This window comes from Peribacillus sp. R9-11 (assembly GCF_031345095.1).
Classification (GTDB): domain Bacteria; phylum Bacillota; class Bacilli; order Bacillales; family DSM-1321; genus Peribacillus; species Peribacillus butanolivorans.
The window spans coordinates 5,371,951-5,392,539 of sequence record NZ_CP133763.1; the positions used below are offsets into that span (position 1 = coordinate 5,371,951).

Genomic DNA, 20,589 nt, shown 5'->3' on the forward strand with positions numbered 1-20,589 from the left:
TTAGAATAGAATTTTACACTCGTAAATAGAATTCGCTTTTCACTTTAGAATCCCTCTTATATCCATAAAAAAACGCCTCCTCCTTTTTCAAGGAAAGACGTTCCTCTGTTTATACTTTATACCAGCCCATCCCCATCGAGCCTTCGCCCAGATGCGTTCCGATCACAGGACCGAAGTAGCTGATGTCAAACTCGACATTTGGGAAACGCGCTTCAAGTTCCGTTTTCCAGTCTTTAGCTTCAGCTTCACGCTTAGCATGAATAATGACCGCTTTATAGTTTTCACCGTTTGCCGCGTCTTCTCCAAGTAAATCAGCAATCCGTTTCATCGCCTTTTTTCTAGTACGGATTTTTTCGAACGGGACAATGACTTTGTCAACAAAATGGAGAACAGGCTTTACTTGTAGCAAACTCCCTATCAAGGCCTGGGCACTGCTTAGCCGCCCCCCACGCTGCAGATGGGATAAGTCATCCGCCATGAAATATGCCCGGACGGAAAGTTTCATTTCTTCGAGCCTGGCCATAATCTCTTCTGCGTCCTTACCGTCAAGTGCCATCTGAGCCGCTTCGAGAACATAAAATCCCTGGACTCTACAGCTGATTTCAGAATCAAAGGCGTGGACCTGAACTCCCTCTACCATTTCACCTGCTGAAACCGCACCTTGATACGTACCACTGATACCACTCGATAAATGAATTGAAATAACATCATCATATTCTTTTTGGAGCTCTTCAAACTTCTCAACAAACTGACCGATTGGCGGTTGTGACGTGGTCGGTAGCTTCGCTTGCCTTTTTACTTCTTCATAAAACTCATCTGCAGCAATATCGATTTCTTCCCGGTAGGCTTCGTTGGAGAAAATGACATTAAGCGGCATCATATGTATATGTAAACGATCACGCATATCCTTAGGTATATATGCAGTGCTATCTGTTACGACTGCGGTTTTCATAGTGAGTACCATCCTTATAAAATTACTCTAAATATCTTATACACCATTCTATCTGAAAATGCCTTAACTTGCATTAAATAGCTTATCTTTTTTTACCATAAATTAGTACAATTTAAGTAGGTGAATAGATTTATGCCGAGTTCGGCATTTGACAAAAAAGTCCGGCGCATCAGTACGCATTGCGAAAACTGAAGAGCCGGACTTATCATAAGTTGAAATTATTTCACTTCTACCCAGCCGTTTTTAATAGCTAAAACAACAGCTTGGGTACGATCGTTTACATTCATTTTTTGAAGAATGTTACTCACATGGTTTTTTACTGTTTTTTCACTGATATATAAAGTTTCGCCGATGGCACGATTGCTTTTTCCGTCTGCTAAAAGTTGAAGAACTTCACACTCGCGTCGAGTCAATAGGTGAAGCGGTCTTCTAATCTCTACAGCATGTACTGAATCACGATCAGCACCCTCTTCAGCAGCTAAACGGCGATATTCTTTGACTAAATTATGTGTCACCTTTGGATGAAGGTATGAGCCACCTTCTGCGACTACACGAACAGCATCAATTAGCGCATCTGCGTCCATTTCTTTCAACAGGTAACCTTGTGCTCCTGTTTTCAATGCATGCTGTACGTAGTTTTCATCATCATGAATCGATAAAATGATGACTTTCGTTTCAGGGTAACGGTTTACAAGCATTTTAGTCGCTTCGACACCGTTCATATTCGGCATGTTGATATCCATGATAACAACATCTGGTTTGTGTGTTTCAACAAGATCCATAGCCTCGCTTCCGTCATCGCCTTCGGCAACAACATCAAAGGATGATTCAAAATCTAATATACGCTTAACACCTTCACGGAAAAGCTGATGGTCATCTATAATGATGATACTAGTCTTCAACGGCTTCTTCCTCCTAATTTCTATTTAAATGCCTATTCTCTAAAATTTATAAATGATAGGGAATTTGTATAAACACCAAAGTGCCTGCCCCTGGTTGTGAATCAATTGTCATTTCACCTTCAAGTAGCTCGACTCTTTCCCTCATGCCTACTAAGCCAAAAGAACCCTCTTTTTGAATGGAAGAATCAAACCCTTTTCCATCATCTTTGACGACAACCGTAACCATCTCTTTAGAAATGGAAAGTTTTACTTGAACTTGCTTTGGCTCTGCATGTTTCAGTGAATTCTGTACAGCCTCTTGGACCAGCCTAAATAAAGCAACCTCCATATCAGAGGGAAGCCTTTTGACCTGGCCGAGGTTAACGAAATTCAAATGCACACCAGTATTATAGTCTTCGGTCGTTTGCAGATACTTTCTGAGGGTAGGAACAAGACCTAGATCGTCAAGGGCCATAGGACGCAGATCATAGATGATTCTACGCACTTCATATAACGCATTCCGTACCATGACTTTTAAGCTACGGATTTCCACAAGAGCTTCATCAGGACCTCTCTCTCGTTGTACACGTTCTATCAAATCCGAACGCATCATGACATTAGCAAGCATTTGCGCGGGGCCATCATGGATTTCCCGTGAGAGTTTTTTACGTTCCTGCTCCTGAGCTTCTATTATTTTCAAGCCGAAGTCCTGCTTACGTTTCGCTTCTTGTAGAGCTTCTCCCACAAATTTCAAGTCCTGTGTCAAATAGTTTTGTACAACAGAGATTTGCGAGACGAGATGTACAGCTTTATCAATCGTCTGCTGTAATCCCCTTAATCTAAGCTCAAGTTCATCCCGTCGATTACGAAGCTCTTTCTCTAACTGGCGATTTATTTGTAAATCGACTTGCAGCTTATGTGCTCTTTCATAAGCATCGCGAACCTGTTCTTCAGAAAAATGGTTGAAGTGCATACTGACTTCGGAAAGCCTTTTTCGAGCAAATCTGGCTTTTGAATCCAGTGCATCGCTGTCGGTTATCACAATGGCAACTCTGATTTTCACATCATCAAGCTCTTTTGTTAATGACTCAAAGTCTTTGCGACATTGCTCTCCAATATCAAAGACTTCATCCTTACTTTCACTAACAGTGCTTACCATTGTTTCTAAGATCTTGTCCAATGCTTTAGCATCAACCTTTTTTATGGACATTAAGATCCCTCCACTTAAATCAACAGACTTAAACAATTTGTTGTCTTATAGACTATGTATATGGAAAAAAGCTCTTTTTCCTTTTTCATGAATGGTTAATTATCAGGAAACTTGCAATGAAGTAACCTTCATGAACATATTGTACCAAAAAAAGAAGAAAAATACGTCAATTTCATTGTAGGATTTTCACAAAATATACATATTTAGTATACATTTCATATTCCTAGCTTTTATGGATATCACGTTAGACCACCTATTAAAAGGTTGTTTCTATTATCCTAATCCGAATTATCCTTATCAATCAAATGGAATATTCCACTCCATTGATTATTATACGAAACAGATACATTTATTAAATGGCAAAATCCTTGAAATGAGCTGACTCGATATGGACAAGCCAGGTTTATGGTACAAAACTCATTGTTTTTCCTACAATGATATTCTTTTAAGCATATATAACCATCTAATAAACATTAGCTGGCAGTAGAATTAATTATAACACGTACAACTTTTTCTTATATTAAAGTTTCTTTACACTATACGGAATAAAAAATAATCTTCATTGCCACTTTTTGCGCAAAGCCTTATAATGAATCAACTAATAGCGAGAGCGAAGGTGGAATAGTAATGCTCCCTCATTATTTAACGGTAAAAGGACGTGGTGAACATGAAATCGTGATTGAGAAATCTCGATTTATTGCCCACATCGCCCGAGTGGAATCAGAAAAAGCAGCACAGGCCTTTATTCAAGAAATTAAGAAAAAGCATAAAGATGCTACTCATAATTGTTCAGCCTATATGATTGGAGAACAAAATCAAATTCAAAAAGCCCTTGATGATGGAGAGCCAAGCGGTACGGCAGGCGTCCCTATTCTTGAGGTTCTTAAGAAAAAAGACCTAAAAGATACGGCTGTTGTGGTTACACGATATTTTGGCGGCATCAAACTTGGTGCAGGCGGCCTGATTCGTGCTTATAGTAAAGCGACTTCAGAAGGAATTAATACCACGGGTGTAGTTAATAGAAAATTAATGCGCGTAATTTTAACAAATGTCGACTATACCTGGCTCGGAAAATTGGAAAACGAATTACGATCATCGATTTATCAAATAAAGGAAATTCAATACCTTGAACAAGTCAATCTTCTGGTATATGTAGAGGAAGCCCAAAAACAGGCATATACCAACTGGATGACAGAGCTGACAAACGGTCAAGGCCGTATCACTGAGGGCGAAATGATTTATTTAGAACAGGCTCTCGTTTAATTTTCTCCTGCATATTTTTCCTTTTTTTTGCTGTAATATAATTGAAAAGAAATATTTATTTTACGAAATTATTAAATCATTGTAAAATTAGTATTAATATATGACGAAATATATACTGAAGGATTCGAAAAATGGCGATTTATGTCTGCTATTTAAAAGGAGAAGAAAAAGATGTCTAATACTAGGCGTGTTTATAAAATTAAAAAAACAAAGAAAAAAAGGCGAAAGAGGCTTTGGTTATTTCTAGTCCCCCTGTTGGTACTTGGTCTAGGAGCTTCTACGTATGCTGCAACTCTATATATGAAAGCCCAAAATGTATTTAATGATTCTTACGATCCTGTCGAGGCCTCAGCCAAGCGGAGTGAAACGGTTGACCCACTCAAGGATAATTTCTCAATTCTTTTCATAGGGATTGATGACAGCGATGAACGCGACTATAAAGGAAATTCACGCTCGGATGCTTTAATGCTGGCTACATTCAACAAAGATCAAAAATCTATTAAACTATTAAGCATTCCACGTGACTCCTATGTGTACGTACCAGCCAAAGGCGTAACGACGAAAATCAACTCAGCTCATGCAGCTGGTGGACCAAAAGCAACAATGGATACTGTGGAAGAATTATTCGATATCCCTGTTGATTATTATGTCCGGATGAACTTTAATGCCTTCATCGACGTGGTGGACTCATTAGATGGAATTGAAGTTGATGTACCTTATGAAATGAACGAAATGGATTCACATGACAAGAAGAATGCCATTCATCTCGAAGAAGGATTACAAACTGTTAATGGTGAAGAAGCATTAGCCTTTGCACGGACTCGTAAAAAGGACAGTGATATCCAACGTGGTGAGCGACAACAGGAAGTTCTGAAAGCCATCATGGCCAAGGCAACCTCTGTTGGAGCATTAACGAAGTATACAGGAGTTATGGAAGCTGTTGGCGACAATATGACAACGAATCTCCAATTCTCACAAATTAAAGGTTTCATAAAATATGTAACATCTGACAACGGTCTGGATCTCGAAACTATTAAACTTGAAGGTCAAGATTCCACAATTAGCGGAACCTATTACTATCAATTGAATGAAACATCAGTAGCAAATACTAAGCTACTACTTCAATCCCACTTAAATCTGGGACCTAAAGAAGTCTCTAATCAAACTGAAGCCGTTCAATCACAATAACAATTAGAATAAAAGCCCCCCCACTCATCCTAGGATGATGTGGGGGGGCTTTTTTTTTGACTCTCTCTTTTATCCCCTAAGAAGGTCTCCTCTATCGTCCTTAAAACGCCAGTAGCAAAGAAAACAACTTGATAAAAAAATGACCGGAGAGGAGTGCGTAAACATAATAATACGATGTCCAAAACTTTGATTAAATGAGCATCTGAGTGGTAAATTTACGACTTGATATTTTATACTAAATATTACACACAAATAGGAATTTAATATATAAAACATCCTTCCGTACTAGATACACACTTTTTATTTCATGGGAAGGTTACCCTTAACGAAACTATAAAAAAACCTCCATACGTATTAGTAAATACGGGATGGAGGCATTAAACATATTTATTGAGCTTTGCATAGAGAATAATAATCTAGTATTCTATGCACTAAAGCAATTATGGTTTGTTTTTAAAATTAAGCATCTTCAGCAAAGGCTGATAATTCGAGCTGACCAGTCCAATTTTTTCTACAAAAATTTCTATAATCAATAAGAGGCCAGTTACAAGAATCAAAGCTCCCCACATTGTTGCAAACGAAAAGATTATGGCAGCTAAACCAAAGCAAGCAGCTAAAGCGTAAATAAGAAGTACAGTCTGCTTATGAGTAAATCCTAGGTCTAACAAGCAGTGATGTAAATGTGATTTGTCAGCAGCTGATATCGGTTGTTTATTGACAATCCTGCGGATAATCGCAAAAAATGTATCCGAAATAGGAACCCCTAAAATGATAATCGGTACAATTAAGGAAATCATTGTAACGTTTTTGAATCCAAGCAGGGACAGAACTGCGATGATGTAACCTAGGAACAATGCTCCTGTATCTCCCATAAAAATCTTTGCAGGATGGAAATTATATTTCAAAAAGCCAAGGGTACTTCCAATCACAGTCAATGCAACCATCGCTACAAATAAATCCCCTTTAATAAGGGCCATCGTAGCAATCGTCACTAATGCAATTGTGGAGACTCCACCCGCAAGACCATCTAGGCCATCTATTAAATTAATGGCATTAATAATCGCCACAATCCACAAAATGGTAATAGGGATACTAAAAATGCCAAACTGAAGTGTGTCGGTAAAAAATGGTAAGTTGATAAATTCAACTTCAAGACCGCCCCATAACACGATAATGAGAGCAGCTAAAACCTGACCCAAAAACTTGGGTGCAGCTCTTAATTCATATATATCATCCGCCATCCCAATTAATATGATGACAAGAGCACCTACTAGAAGAGGCAATTGCTCCCAAAAGTCATTCGTAAAAATTAAGAATGTAATGAAAAAACTCAAAAATATAGCTAAACCGCCCATGCGTGGCATAATTTTGCTATGCACTTTTCGCTCATTCGGTTTATCAGTAGCTCCTAATTTAATGGCCAACTTTCCGACAAAAGGAGTCAAAAAAATGGACAATAAAAATGCTACCAACAAGGCCCCTATTAACATCAAGAACCACCTCTATTCAACATAAATCTAATACCCTTAACAATCAATAAGAAAACGTATTTATAATAACTTATTTATTTTTTCATCCTCAAATAAACATTATATACGTTTTCGGCTAAAATCTCTATAGAAAAGTTGTTTTTTGCAAATTTTTGTAAATCTGTCCCTAACCTTGTCAGGTTTCCGGATTTTTTTAATTCTACTGCTTTACAGATAGCCATTTTCAATTGGGTTACATGCCCAATCTCTGTTATCCAGCCAAATTTCTCATCCGGAATTAATTCTTTTACACCGCCAACATCACTTGTAATCGCAGGCAAACCTGCCCTTGCCCCTTCAAGTAAAACAAGTGGGAAACTCTCGCTTAAAGACGCTAACAATGTGACATCAGCCAAGGGATAGAGCTTCTCTATATCTTTACGATACCCTAAAAAGAACACGTGATTAGTTAAACTTTTTTCCAAAACCATCTTTTCTAAAGCCAGTCTTCTGCTTCCCTCACCCACAAGCAACAGCTTTACATGGGGAAACTCCGATATCACTTGACTTAATGCCTCTAAGGCAAATTCATGCCCTTTTACAGGTTCAAGCCTAGCAGGCATAATGATAACAAAATCATCAGCCACAAACCCAAAGTCTTCTCTTTGAAAGGGTCCCTCTAATTTCTTTTCAAAGTTAATACCATTTAAAATCTTGGTGATCTTGGTTGAGGGAATCCCTTGACTAATTAAGTCTTGCTTAAATCGATCGGAGACCGCCAGTATATGATCAGTATGCTGAAATGACCTAATATGCAAGTTCGTAAACAGTTTTCCTTTTACACCCATATCTAAAAAATCATGCTGAGGGGAACTGTGCACAGTAAGAACCCAGGGGCGTTTTACGAGACGTTTTAAAAAAGCTCCGTAAATATTCGCACGCGGACCATGTGTGTGGATGATCTCTATATTATTTAGACGGATAAAGTCCCGTAAAGGTTTCAATATCGAAAGATCATATTTAGAATGTTGCTTGAAAATTTCAGTTTGAATCCCAGATGCCACAGCCTGCCGGTACAGAGCTCCTTTTTCAAACACTCCAAGAAGGCATTCCTCTTTATTTAGTTGGTTAAGTAAGGACAGAATATGAAACATACCGCCGCCAGTTTCATTACCAGCGTTTAAGTGCATGATCTTCATGTAGTTCACTCCTTATGTTTAGGAACGCTGCAACCTTTTCTTTTTCCGTCTAACCTTTAATACGAATTTCGGCAGCACAAGCATCCGTTTCCATCGGGAGGGCTGTTGGATTAATCGGAACAACCATTCAAGACGCACCTTCTGCCATAAGACAGGAGCGCGGTTCACCTTTCCGGCGAGAACATCAAAGCTCCCTCCAACTCCCATAAAAAACCCCTTTTTAAATAAGGGATAGTGCATAGAAACCCACTTTTCCTGCCTAGGAAAGCCTAAGGCAGTCAAAATAATGTCGGGTTCCAGTTCCGCTATGGACTTTGCCAAGCACTCGTCCTTGATATCAATGTATCCATGGTTGTATCCTACAAGTTCGATACCCGGATATTTCTCTTGAACCTTTAAAGCAGCTGTTTCAATCACGGATTCTTCAGCTCCAAGCAGATATACCTTTAGAGCCTGCTCATCGGCAATCCGGAATAGTTCATTCATCAAATCGAACCCAGTAATCCGCTCCTGTAATGGTTGATTCAGCCATTTTGAGGCCATAATAATACCAACGCCATCCGGTGTAATGTAATCAGCCGATGTAATGATGTCCTTATAATCCTGATGTTCATTTGCATACTCAACAATTTCAGGATTTGCCGTAACGACAAACGTTTTTTCTTGATTCATTAATCTTGGGTAGATTATCTGATTTATAAATTCATCCATATTGCTATCAATAAATGGTATGGACAATATCTCCACATATTTCTCAGTCATATCTCTTCAGCCTTTCATATGTACTATACATCTATAGGGTCGGGTATTATTCAAGAAATTTTTTCATACAAATCATATAACGTAATTTTGATTCAAAGGTGGTTGAACAATTGAAGCTTCTTGAAAAACTTTCGTTACCCATTCTAATTGTGTGCCTGCTCTTCTCATTAGCAGTACCTCACCCTATCGTCGGCTACACTGCGACGGCATTGATGCTAATTTTTATCGTTATAAATAAAAAAAACCTGATATTAATTCTATTCATTTATTTCCCAGCCCGTCCCTTATTTATGGAACTGAATAGCGGCTTAACCTATACAGGAGACCTAATTATCCTTTTCCTATTTATTTCTTTACTTATTGAAAAGTTTAAGAAGAAAGAATGGTCAACTGCGAAGTATCATTTCACTTTACCGTTCTGGCTGTATTGTTTAGTTGGTGTTGTTGCCTCGGTCTTAACCGGGGTGGGTCTCATTCCAATTCTGTTTGAACTCCGAGCTATACTTGTGACCTTCTTGCTTCTCTATATTATCGGTGAATTAAATCTAGAAAGAAAGGATATCTTTCGCTTTTTGAAGGTCACCCTACTATTTACAATCGTCCTTTGCCTTCACGGCTTATTGGAGAAAATCTTTTCTCGTTCCATCTTACTGCCTCATGCTTGGGAAATGTGGACTCTTTCCTCAACAAATCGAATGAGGATTTATGGTGCAGCTGCCAATCCTAATGTCTTTGCTTTATTTTTAAGCATCCAGTTGTTTTTTAGCTTCTTCCTCTTTCAAGCGTTAAAGAAATATAAGTTCTCGGTCTTTCTAGCATCCATCTTAATGTTCGGAACTTTACTGCTCACCTATTCACGGGGGACGATGATCGCTTTCGGAGTAGCAACGCTTGTCTTTACCATCTGGACTAAAAATAAAACATTTTTCAAATTTGCTTTAGGGTCATTTGTTTGCGGTCTGCTTCTCATATATTACCCGGTTCTATTCACTTCAAGCAAAGTGGAGCTGTCAGCATCGGTTCCAATGGAAAATATGACAATTGGCAGCACTCCTATTTCCGAACGTGAACATGCCCTGTCCAATCGTTTCTCAGACATGTTCTCTGATAAGACTCTTCATCAAAGTACAGAATGGGGCAGGTTATATGTCGTTTTTAAAGGGCTTGAAATTTTTATGGATCATCCCATAGCTGGTACGGGGCTTGCTACATTCGGAGATTCAGCCACCCTTTCCTTCCCCTCACCGATTTATCAGGAATACCAGATTGGTGAAAGGATGTATACTGATAATCAATACATTCAGATTCTTGTCCAAACAGGGGTGCTCGGTTTTTTATCAGTTTTCGTATTTATTCTTTTAACCTTTCGTAAAATCATTAAAACAAGCAATGGCACTTCAGCAGTCTTCACCATCTGCTTGATGATAGCAGGGCTAATAGCTGGACTTTTTTACAATATTCTTGAGGATAAAACGTTTACCCTCATTTTTTATAGTTGTTTAGGATTTTGTTTACACAAGGACATCTTTTTAAAGGATTGAACATATGCCTACTCTTTCACATGTTGTTAAATCGGTCGGGCTCGTCACTATCATTGCAGCCATTGGAAAAGTCCTTGGCTTCGGCAGGGAATCAATCATTGCCGCCTATTTCGGAGCATCATCAACGGCAGACATCTTTTTCGTAGCCAGTCTAATTCCTACCATTCTTTTTACAGCTCTCGGCAGCGGTCTTCAGGCCGGTGTCATTCCTATTTACCTGGAGAAAAAAGCGGAAAATCCAAGGAGAGCTGATGAATTCATCAGTGTATTAGGTTCCTTTTTTATGCTAGTAGCCGTCGTAATGACCATTGCCTGCCTGATTTTCACAAAGCCGCTCGTTATGATGGTGGCCCCTGGATTCTCGGGTTCCGAACTTGCTTTAACAGAGGTTCTAACCAGGATTATGCTGCCGAGTTTACTTTTTTTCACGCTTGCCTACATGGCGACAGGAGTATTAAATGCGAATCAGCGTTTTCTACTCCCAGCTTTTACTTCAACAGCCCAAAATACAGTCATTATAGTAGCTACCGTATTGTTCGCTGCTCCCTTTGGGGTGAAAGGATTGGCCTGGGGATTTGTGTTTGGTGCCGCCAGCCAATTTATAATTCAATATCCATCATTAAGAAAATACCAGATTCGTCCGATTTTTTCCTTTCGGCCTTACAAACAGCAAATTAATAATACGCTTATCACCTTTTATCCTATTATCATTGCGGCTTTGGCCATCCAATTAAATAGTGTCGTCGACCGGATTATTGCCACCTCGCTCGAGACTGGAAGTGTATCGGCCCTGAACTATGCGAATCGGCTATTGTGGTTGCCACTAAGCATTGTCCTCACACCGCTGATTACCGTTTTATATCCTTCGATTGTCGAACGCGCTATTGAAGGATATCAATCTTTCCTTAGTTTAACCTTAAAAGGATTGAAGTCCCTTTTATTCTTAGCTGTTCCTTTTATGATTGTCATGTTGATCAGTGGAAACAGCTTAATCGCTCTGGCTTTTCAACGCGGTGCCTTTGATGCATCCGCAACAGAAACAACTTATGCAGCATTTTTCTTTTATTCAGCTTGTCTCCCTTTTTTTGCACTAAGAGATTATTTGATGAACGCCTTTTACGCCTTAAAAAAAACAAAGGTGGCTATGTATTCCTGCCTGATTGCTGTTTTACTAAATGTCCTGCTCAGCTGGGCACTTTCACGTTTTCTCGGTGTCGGCGGAATCGCCTTAGCCTCAGGTATTTCGATGCTCCTGCAATCTCTCTACCTATTCTTCTTCTTGTGGCTAAAAACAAAAAAAACTGACAAAGCTGTATTTACTGATGTTTTTCAAGAAAGTAGCAAGCTAATCATCATCGGAGCTCTCATCTATGGACTTGCTTTATGGATCCATCCTTTTACGCTAAAGTTCTCCATTTTTGTGGAATTAGTTATAGTTTCCCTTATGGTATTCGGGTTATATATCCTATTTTCCATGCTTTTTAAAGTAAGTAGTCTACATGCATTGCGGAAGATTAGATCGAAGTAGTCATTTAAAAGAACGGAGTGCGGATATGAATATATTAATAACAACGATATTTTCCTACCCTCATGAAGGGGGCCTATCAAGTCATATCACCACGTTAAAAAAGGGATTGAATTCACGAGGTCATAGCGTGGACATTTTGTCTTTCTCACAATTACCCTCATTTAAGAAAAAGTTGCTCGCCCAGGCTCCAGGTTTTTTATTAAATAAAGTAAAACACGGGAGCGGGCAGCTGTTCAATGATCGACAACGTCTGAAGTTATTGACCTCTTCTATTAAAAGTTTGAAAAAAAAGTATGATGTCATTAATGCACAGGATATTTTCGCAACGCTTGCCTCCATTGAATCAGGAATCCCAACTGTGGAAACAGTCCATGGGTATTATTCATTTGAGGCGGTTAGCAGGGGGGCCATTTCTCCTGACAGTATGGAAGATTTAATCATTCGCGATTTTGAAAGAAAAGCCTATCAGTCTGTTGCAAAAGTAGTAACCGTCGATCACCGAATTAAAGACTATATTAACCATTTAGCACATATCGAAGCGGAAACAATTAAGAATTTCATTGACGTGGCTGCTTTCAAACCCGAAACCACCGACCGGAATGAAACTCGACAAGTCTTTCAAATCCCCTTACATAAAAAGATGCTCTTTGTTCCTAGAAGAATGACAGAAAAAAACGGCGTTATTTATCCGATAATGGCTCTTCCCGAGGTACTGAAAAATCATCATGACACTGTATTAGTCTATGCCGGGACAGGAGAACAGCAAGCCCAACTTGAAAAAACGATAACCAGGCTCAAATTAACAGATTCAGTACTATTCCTAGGTTCAGTGCCTTTCGAGAAAATGCAAAACCTGTATGGTGCTTCAGATATCGTACTCATTCCAAGCGTTCATTCACACGGGGTAGAAGAAGCGACCTCCATATCTGCTTTAGAAGCGATGAGTTCCGGTTCACCTGTTATTGCAAGTGCAGTCGGAGGCCTCAAGGAAATTCTCTCTGATGGAGAAGATGGTTTGCTCGTGGAGGAGAAAAACATCACAGCACTATCTCAAGCCATCTCTACTCTGCTTAGTGACCCAGTACGAGCTGCAAAATTAGCCGAAAAGGCAAGATATAAAATTGAAAATGAGTATTCCCATCTAGCCGCTGCCGAGCGGTTTGAGAAGGCTTACCAAGAAGTGGTGAATTCAAAAACAGGCAGACCCAATACTTGAGTCTGCCTGTCACTTTTATACCGTTGTAGAACTACGCTTGTTCATTTGATCTTCGCGGTATTTTTTCTGTTCTTTTTTAGACATTGCTTTATATTCTTTCAAGAATGCTTCATATTGCGGCATAACTTCCTTGATGGGGCCGTACGCTTTTACTTCTCCATATTCAAGCCATAACGCCTTTTGACAGAATTTCTTCATCTGACCGATTGAATGGCTGACGAAGAACATCGTTTTGCCTCTTTCCTTAAATTCATTCATCTTCTCTAAACACTTTTCAGCAAAGTTTTTATCCCCAACTGATAAGGCTTCATCAATAATCAGGATATCTGGATCAATATGAACGGAAATGGCAAATCCAAGCCTTGACTTCATCCCACTTGAATAAGATTTCACCGGTTGGTTAATGAACTTGCCAAGCTCTGAAAACTCAATGATTTCAGGCTCCAGTTCGCGAATCTGCTTTTTATCGAATCCGAGCATCAACATTTTCAATTCGATATTTTCTCTACCTGTCAATTGGTTGTTAAGACCTGATGAAACAGCGATTAAAGCTGTTTTCCCGTTAGCTTGAACATTTCCATCCGTGGGCGGGATAATACCAGCAATAATGTTGGACAATGTGGATTTTCCGGAACCATTGACCCCGACAAATCCGATTACATCTCCCTTTTCCGCTTCAAAGTTAACATTTCTAAGAGCATAATACTCTTCTCCATAGCTTTTAGGCAAAAGAAGATCCATCAATTTTTCTGAGTTTTTATTATATAATTTATATTTTTTCGTTACGTTTTTGACAACTACCGATTTTTCCATCTATTCTCACTTCCAGTTTACTTAAAGTCAACAAAGCGATCTCTAAATCTAACATGCAGCGAGGAACCTATCAAAAATAAGACGATTACGACTGCCCAGAAATAAAGCGTATATTCCCAATTCACTATTAGGTACCATGATTCCCCCAATAACGAAGCTCGATACCCTTCAACAATATAATATAGAGGATTTAGCTTCATGATATTAACGATTACTGGATGATCTTTAGCATCTAATACCCAAAGGATTGGTGTTAAATAAAACAAGACTTTCATTAATGACAGTATTATATTGTGAACATCACGAATAATGGTTGATAAGGTGGAAGAAATTAATCCAAATGAAAATAACAGAGCCACTGTCGCAACAATATAGTAAGGCAGTTGTATGATGTAAAACGTCGGGAGATAACCCGTAAACGCTAAAAGTATGATGATGATACCAAGCAGCATGAGATGTTGATACAACTTTGCAAAAATAACATAAGAAGGAATGACACTCATTGGAAAACTCATCTTGGACACCATATTCATTCGGGAATAGACAGATTTAGACGTCTGGGTTATTGTCGGATTCACAAAGAACCAAACTACGATCCCTGCCATCAGCCATGGAAGGAAATCCTCGCCACGATTAACCATTATAAACCCGAATACAAACCAATAAATCGCAATTTGAATCATCGGATTGATGATTTCCCACAGGATTCCTAGGTAGTTACTGCTGTTAGCGCTTTTCATCTCGTAAGCAGACAAACGCCTTATCAAATAAAAATTGTTAATTTGTTCTTTTAAAACGGTCAAAGCTGAACTCATATATTACACAGACCTTCCTAAAAACACTTTTTCTACGACACGGCGCGAAGCTTGGCCATCCTCGAGCGCACAAAACTTCTCATGAAATTGATTAGATCCTACAGCATTTCCAAACTCCATAGCCTTGATGCTATCAATGACCGCATCAGACGTTTTTACTAACGAACCTGGTGCCATCGCTTCAAAATCAAAGTAAAACCCGCGAAGCCTGTCCCTGTAATTTTCAATATCATATACATAGAACAACATTGGTCGCTTTAAATTTGCGTAATCAAAGAAAACTGATGAATAATCAGTTATTAATAAATCTGAAATAAGATACAAATGATTGATATCTTCATAGCTGGATAAATTGTAGACAAAACCTTGATACGCCGATACATCCAAGTTCTCAGAAATTAAATAATGAAGACGGAGCAAAATAACATACTCATCCCCTAATTCCTGTTTCATTTGATCCAAGTCCAGTTTTATTTCAAATTTATATTTTCCCTTGCTATAAAACTCATCGTCTCTCCACGTAGGGGCATATAAAATAACCTTTTTCTCTAATGGTATACCCAACTTCCGTTTCAATGAGTCGATTGTATCACGATTATTCCCATTGTACAGTAAATCATTACGCGGATAACCCGTTTCCAGTATTTTAGAAGGTTCAACTTGAAAGGCACGAGCAAAAATCTCACTTGAATAAGCATTCGGAGAAATTAAATAATCCCATTTACTTGATTCGGCATGGAAATTTTCTTTATAACTTTCCGTTGTCGTTCCAGGCATATGAACTTCCTTCATATCTGACGCAAGTTTCTTCAATGGAGTTCCATGCCACGTTTGCAAATAAACCGTGTGATTCGGCTTTGGAATCCAAAGCGGTAACCTGCTGTTCGTTACCCAGTAACGAGCGCGTGTCATTTTAAGTAGCCAACTAAGTGAAAAACGTTTGAGATAGGGAATACCTGCCTCTTCAAATTGAGCGGTATACCTATTATCTACACTCCAATACATTTTATATTCAGAATGGTGACACTGCAAGTATTCATATATTGCACGAGGATTACAACTGTATTGCTTCCCTAAAAAACTTTCAAAAATAACAAGCTTTTTGTCGACTGGAAGCACTTTCGCTGCTATGCCAAAAATGAATTTATATCCTCTAAAAAAAATGGTTTTAACTATATTTTTAAACGCTGATAAAAAGGAAGGTTTACTTGGGATTTGTATTTTTTTATTTAACATATCTTATCTCCCTGTTTATTAAGTAGTAGTAGTGGTTGAATGCTTAAACCCAGAAAATACAGAATCTCTCCTACTCAACAAAATACTTCTTTAAAATATTCCGGACTAAAAATAAGCTCGCCCATATTAGGGAGAGCTTATTTTTGGTGTACACTTAACGGCTACTCCAAAGGCTTTAATGCTAGTCCCAAATTATTTGCCACTGTTGTCTAAAACTCGACATTTTTATTAGAATCTCGCATTAACCATTCAAATAGCATTATGAAATCACCGATGCGATTCTCCATAAATCAATCATCTATGATTATAATTCAATCTGATCTCTATAGATTGATTAATTACCGATTCAATGGTTTTTCTAATGAACTTCTCGGCATTGTATGCTACAGCAACTACAGAGACCTTTTTATCTTACCTAGAAATAGTAAATCAATTATCAAAGAATTTATCAACGATTCTCTTTGTTGCTTTACCATCCTCTATTCCACAATACTTTTCTCTAAATAAACTGTACCTTTTTTTGTATTGCATGTTTAATTCATCAATATTGGTAATAGATTCTATAATATCCTCAGTGGTTTTTAAAAATGGACCTGGTGCTTCTCTTTCAAAATCCATATAGAATCCACGAATATTATCTCTGTAATCTTCCAAATCATAAGTGTAATACAAAATAGGTCGACCTGTATTAGCAAAATCAAACATTACTGAAGAATAATCAGTAATCAATATATCACTAATCAGGTAGAGCTCCTGAATATCTGAATAATTGGACACATTCATAACAAAATCTTCGTACCCTTCTGGGATACGGAATTTATTACTAATTACAACATGCATCCTTAATAATAGGATGTATTCATTTCCAAGAACTTCTTTCATTCTCTCCAAATTTAAATTCAACTCAAAAATGAATTTATTGTTTTTAGATGTTTGATTATCTCGAAATGTAGGAGCATATAAAATAACTTTTTTTCCTTTTGGCAACTTCAATTTACCCGCTACAGAGTTTGCAATGACTGAAACATCTTCCCTATAAAACAGATCATTCCTAGGATATCCCGTTTCTAATATTTCTCCATCATAGCGAAACGCACTTTTGAAGGCCTTGGACGCATATGGACTTGGTGATATTAAATAATCCCAATTCTTTGTTGCACTATGCACTCGATTTAAATATCCATCGTCTCTTCCTTGAATATTCTCTATATCAAATTGCATCTTTTTCAAAGGTGTACCATGCCACGTCTGAATATAAGTCGTCTCTTTTCTTTTATTTATATACGTAGGAAAGTTTTGATTATTTATCCAATAGCCTGCTTTAGCTAAATAATAATAATATTCCGGACTTAAACGTTTTATCCGTTTAGTATTCTTATCCTTTATCGGCAAATTACTATTATAAACCCAAATTTTTTTATAGTTATTATCCCTTTTTACTAGTTCTTCATAAATATACTTGGGACTATCTGCAAATTGTTTTCCAATTCCACTTTCAAAAAGAATAAGGTTTCGGTCAACAGGTAGTACCCTAGACATAATTTTATATACTTTTTTCATTACAGGGAAATAAACTCCACTCTTCCTGAAACGATTCAATAAGAATTTAAACATTACATGATTATAGATTTTCTCTATTAACTTTTCTTCTTTTTTAACATTTTGAATCACATCGAAAATTCTTGAATTAGAATGAACATCACGATATTTAATAAAACGGTTAGCTTTATCTATATATTTTTTCTCCATGATAAAATTATTTTTGGCATACTTTTCAATAAAAACGATCAGTTCATCCAATTCATTAACGATTTCACCTGGAAGATCATTATCTAAATCCAAATGTGATGGTCTTTTCCCTATGAAACGGTCTCTATCAAATTGATAGTAAATCACTGGCTTATGCAGGAAGCTAAAGTCAAAGGCAACACTTGAATAATCCGTTATCATAATCGCACTTTCCTTAATTAGCCTTTGAACATCCACTTCTCCCTGACTAATTACCCTAACTGGAGCATCTTTAAAATAAGGCGTGAATTTTTGCATATTAGGGTGCAGGCAAAAAATGATTTCAAAACCGTAATTTTTAGAAAAATCATGTAAAGCCGAATGGTGCACTAATTTCTGATAACGCTCAAAATACTCACTTTCCAAAAATGCTTCATCAGATGTAATCCAATCTCTCCAAGTTGGAATAATCAACAATTGTCGCTTCAATAAAACATCATTCTTAAACAAGGAGTCAAACCTCGAGAGTCCTGTCGTAAACACTTCATTTTCGTTATACTCAAAATCAGTGACAATCATATTCTTTTCGAAATCTGAACTTACTAGAAAAACATCCGTATTAAAGCCTGATGTTGCATGTTTCCCATAATTAGCTACCATATTCTTAGTACCCATAACACCATGTTGAAGAAAAACTTTAACAGCCTTAACCCGCCTTTTAAAAGCAGATGTTCTTAAAGGATACAAATAATCAGGATGATGTGATGATATAACACGTGTCGATTCTAAGGTCTTTTTAATATGTTCCCTTGACTTGAAATAGAGTACATTACCTAGAGGCTCTACGTTCTTAGCTTCCACAGATTTTTCCTCGATCACATAATACACTTCTTTTTCAGGATGATTTTCCCTCATATATTTAAAAAAGTGATATCCAGTATCCTGCGCTTTATAAGTTCTTTCGCCAATAATCCATACATCTTTTTTCTTTTTAAATAAACTCGAGAACCTTCCCCAACGCATTTCCCTGCTTAAATATTGATACGTATCTATCGGGAAGTTAAACACTTCTAAGGATAAATTTGAGGCTTTAAAGGTATAGTATGGTTTGACTACAGCAACTGTATTATCCCGGTTAACACTGGTCTGTTTTGTAAATATTTTAGCTCTAGTTGTTGGTCTACCAACCCGTACCATTTTCGGCTCTTCCTGATCGTGCAAATGCAATTTCATATAAATATCAAATACATCATCTGCCAAATCTTCATCGACTAATTGTTCTAAATTTAAATTGATATTATATATATAACGATTCAACCCATATTTCTTAATATTAACTTCCTGGTTATAAATAAAGGATATATTTGCTTGATATTCTTTTTCACTTTGTCTTCCTTTTACTATACCTTCACCTGAAAGAATCTTTGAATTCTTAGTAAAAATTTGCCCATTGATAAGCATTGATCTTGGCTCATAGGTCAATTTTTCAATTTGGGATTTTACTGAAGTGCCAGGTACCTTATTGAAGTGAAGAGATAGATTACCTTTTTTAGTTATAGAGAAAATACTTTGTTTATCTTCATATGTGAAAAAACTTAATTGATCAATGTAGGTTTCCTGAAAACGCCCTAGACGAAGTAAATATTCGATATATAACTCGTCGTCTACCTCCACATATTCGGCTTTATCTTCAATTTTAAGGATTGTTTTTTCGCTCAGTTTTTCAACAGGCACGGAAACCTTGATATAACAGTCATAAATCATTGGTTCCGACTCTTGTAAGTTTTGGTTTAAATCTTTTAGATTTATTTTAAAATCAAAATTAGATGAAGTTTCAGCGATTTTTATCGTTTTAACTTCATTTTCCCTTGAATGAAGCCAAAGTTCTTTTGCGCAATAATATTCTTTTGAAAACTTTCCTTTAATCAAAAGAATATCTTTTTCTTGGACAATGGTCAGACTCTGTTTCAACCTAATTTTAGGAGATTTTTTCACTTTCCTTTTTCTAAGAAGCTTATTTATCATTGTAGACCACCTATAACAAATTATTTAAAATAAATCATTTGCAAATTTACACTCTAAAATCATAAACTTTTTTAACGTTTTTCTCAATAAATTAATGAGGTAAACTATCTTTACATAACTCAGCAAGGTTGGATGAATTATTGCTTATGGCACGTTTCAATAGGATGAGATCAATGTTAGGGGATACATTATATAGAAGTATTATGCGCAATAATCTTGATATAACAGCGAAATGGATTACATATTAACAAAATGTACAAGAGTTTCCAAATCTTTTCTATTGCACAGAATTATTCTTCCTACGAAACGGGATGTAGGTTTAGCGGTCCATCTTGCACGTGACAACTTGGTGAATACGCATTTTGGGTCTATAAAGGTTGTACTATAACCCTTGCCTTTACTCAACTAGACACAAAGGGTACCCTGAATCTCTCAGCTTGCTTTCTGTCTCAAGACGAAATGCAATTGGCACATAGCTTCCATTGATAAAGCAGTTGTAAATTTGTTTTTAAACGATAGTTCCCATATTGTTCAGGAGACCATTTATAAAGCAATTTTACGTGAGTCTGTTCAAGCTAGGACTAAATAATATTTCCCACTATGTATACAAGCTATTTATGACCTTATATTCAGCTATTGAGCCTCCTGGCTGCTTTATTTATCAAATAACCCATAATTTCATTTTTACTCACGCGCAATACAGAAAGAATGGCGATTTAAAATGACACCAACTTCTCTTGTAGAATGCCCTAGTATACGAATT

General features: G+C 37.3%; 14 protein-coding genes and 2 pseudogenes. 5 read left to right on the forward strand and 11 right to left on the reverse strand.

The window, feature by feature from the left end:
- Nucleotides 1–109: 109 nt before the first annotated feature.
- From RE409_RS26190 to RE409_RS26200, 3 genes are all read right to left on the reverse strand, one after another.
- A complete protein-coding gene (locus RE409_RS26190; protein WP_053348556.1) occupies nucleotides 110–952 on the reverse strand; it encodes a DegV family protein in 843 nt (280 codons plus the stop codon).
- A 218-nt stretch (nucleotides 953–1,170) separates the two neighbouring features.
- Entirely contained in the window at nucleotides 1,171–1,854 is a 684-nt protein-coding gene (locus RE409_RS26195) for a response regulator (RefSeq protein ID WP_053348555.1), read from the reverse strand.
- Between the two features lie 46 nt (nucleotides 1,855–1,900).
- Nucleotides 1,901–3,043, reverse strand: coding sequence for a sensor histidine kinase (locus RE409_RS26200; protein WP_056524380.1), 1,143 nt, complete (start codon nucleotides 3,041–3,043; stop codon nucleotides 1,901–1,903).
- A gap of 627 nt (nucleotides 3,044–3,670) precedes the next feature.
- On the opposite strand from RE409_RS26200, the gene RE409_RS26205 reads away from it, so the two are divergent.
- Nucleotides 3,671–4,306, forward strand: coding sequence for a YigZ family protein (locus tag RE409_RS26205; protein ID WP_309558290.1), 636 nt, complete (start codon nucleotides 3,671–3,673; stop codon nucleotides 4,304–4,306).
- A gap of 171 nt (nucleotides 4,307–4,477) precedes the next feature.
- Nucleotides 4,478–5,494: an LCP family protein gene (locus tag RE409_RS26210; RefSeq protein WP_201187403.1), complete on the forward strand. Its 1,017-nt coding sequence runs from the start codon at nucleotides 4,478–4,480 to the stop codon at nucleotides 5,492–5,494.
- Nucleotides 5,495–5,934: 440 nt separating this feature from the next.
- On the opposite strand, the gene RE409_RS26215 is transcribed toward RE409_RS26210, so the two are convergent.
- From RE409_RS26215 to RE409_RS26225, 3 genes are all read right to left on the reverse strand, one after another.
- Nucleotides 5,935–6,984, reverse strand: a complete 1,050-nt coding sequence (locus RE409_RS26215) for a glycosyltransferase family 4 protein (RefSeq protein WP_201187404.1) — start codon at nucleotides 6,982–6,984, stop codon at nucleotides 5,935–5,937.
- Between the two features lie 74 nt (nucleotides 6,985–7,058).
- Nucleotides 7,059–8,162 (reverse strand): glycosyltransferase family 4 protein, encoded by a 1,104-nt coding sequence (locus RE409_RS26220; RefSeq protein WP_309558291.1) that lies wholly within the window; start codon nucleotides 8,160–8,162, stop codon nucleotides 7,059–7,061.
- Nucleotides 8,163–8,180: 18 nt separating this feature from the next.
- Nucleotides 8,181–8,924 carry a WecB/TagA/CpsF family glycosyltransferase gene (locus RE409_RS26225; protein WP_201187407.1) on the reverse strand — a complete coding sequence of 248 codons (744 nt, stop codon included), beginning with the start codon at nucleotides 8,922–8,924 and terminating at the stop codon, nucleotides 8,181–8,183.
- Nucleotides 8,925–9,034: 110 nt separating this feature from the next.
- On the opposite strand from RE409_RS26225, the gene RE409_RS26230 reads away from it, so the two are divergent.
- From RE409_RS26230 to RE409_RS26240, 3 genes are read left to right on the forward strand one after another with little or no spacing between them, the layout of a single operon-like run.
- Nucleotides 9,035–10,465, forward strand: a complete 1,431-nt coding sequence (locus RE409_RS26230; RefSeq protein WP_207198791.1) for an O-antigen ligase family protein — start codon at nucleotides 9,035–9,037, stop codon at nucleotides 10,463–10,465.
- Between the two features lie 4 nt (nucleotides 10,466–10,469).
- Complete coding sequence (gene murJ, locus RE409_RS26235; protein WP_201187410.1) at nucleotides 10,470–11,993, forward strand: murein biosynthesis integral membrane protein MurJ; 1,524 nt, start codon at nucleotides 10,470–10,472, stop codon at nucleotides 11,991–11,993.
- 25 nt (nucleotides 11,994–12,018) lie between these two features.
- The gene (locus RE409_RS26240; RefSeq protein WP_201187411.1) at nucleotides 12,019–13,209 is read left to right on the forward strand and encodes a glycosyltransferase family 4 protein; all 1,191 of its coding nucleotides are present in this window, start codon (nucleotides 12,019–12,021) and stop codon (nucleotides 13,207–13,209) included.
- 15 nt (nucleotides 13,210–13,224) lie between these two features.
- Here the strand turns inward: RE409_RS26240 and tagH are convergent, their stop codons facing one another.
- The 5 genes and pseudogenes from tagH to RE409_RS26260 all read right to left on the reverse strand — a co-directional run bounded on the left by tagH (nucleotide 13,225) and on the right by RE409_RS26260 (nucleotide 19,826).
- Nucleotides 13,225–14,022: a teichoic acids export ABC transporter ATP-binding subunit TagH gene (tagH, locus tag RE409_RS26245; protein ID WP_201187413.1), complete on the reverse strand. Its 798-nt coding sequence runs from the start codon at nucleotides 14,020–14,022 to the stop codon at nucleotides 13,225–13,227.
- Nucleotides 14,023–14,039: 17 nt separating this feature from the next.
- Nucleotides 14,040–14,837, reverse strand: coding sequence for an ABC transporter permease (locus tag RE409_RS26250; protein WP_201187414.1), 798 nt, complete (start codon nucleotides 14,835–14,837; stop codon nucleotides 14,040–14,042).
- 3 nt (nucleotides 14,838–14,840) lie between these two features.
- A pseudogene (locus RE409_RS26255) lies at nucleotides 14,841–16,064 on the reverse strand (CDP-glycerol glycerophosphotransferase family protein); the annotation flags it as partial.
- A 303-nt stretch (nucleotides 16,065–16,367) separates the two neighbouring features.
- Nucleotides 16,368–16,460 (reverse strand): annotated as a pseudogene (locus RE409_RS30800) (hypothetical protein); the annotation flags it as partial.
- A 42-nt stretch (nucleotides 16,461–16,502) separates the two neighbouring features.
- A complete protein-coding gene (locus RE409_RS26260) occupies nucleotides 16,503–19,826 on the reverse strand; it encodes a CDP-glycerol glycerophosphotransferase family protein (RefSeq protein WP_309558292.1) in 3,324 nt (1,107 codons plus the stop codon).
- Nucleotides 19,827–20,589: the final 763 nt, after the last annotated feature.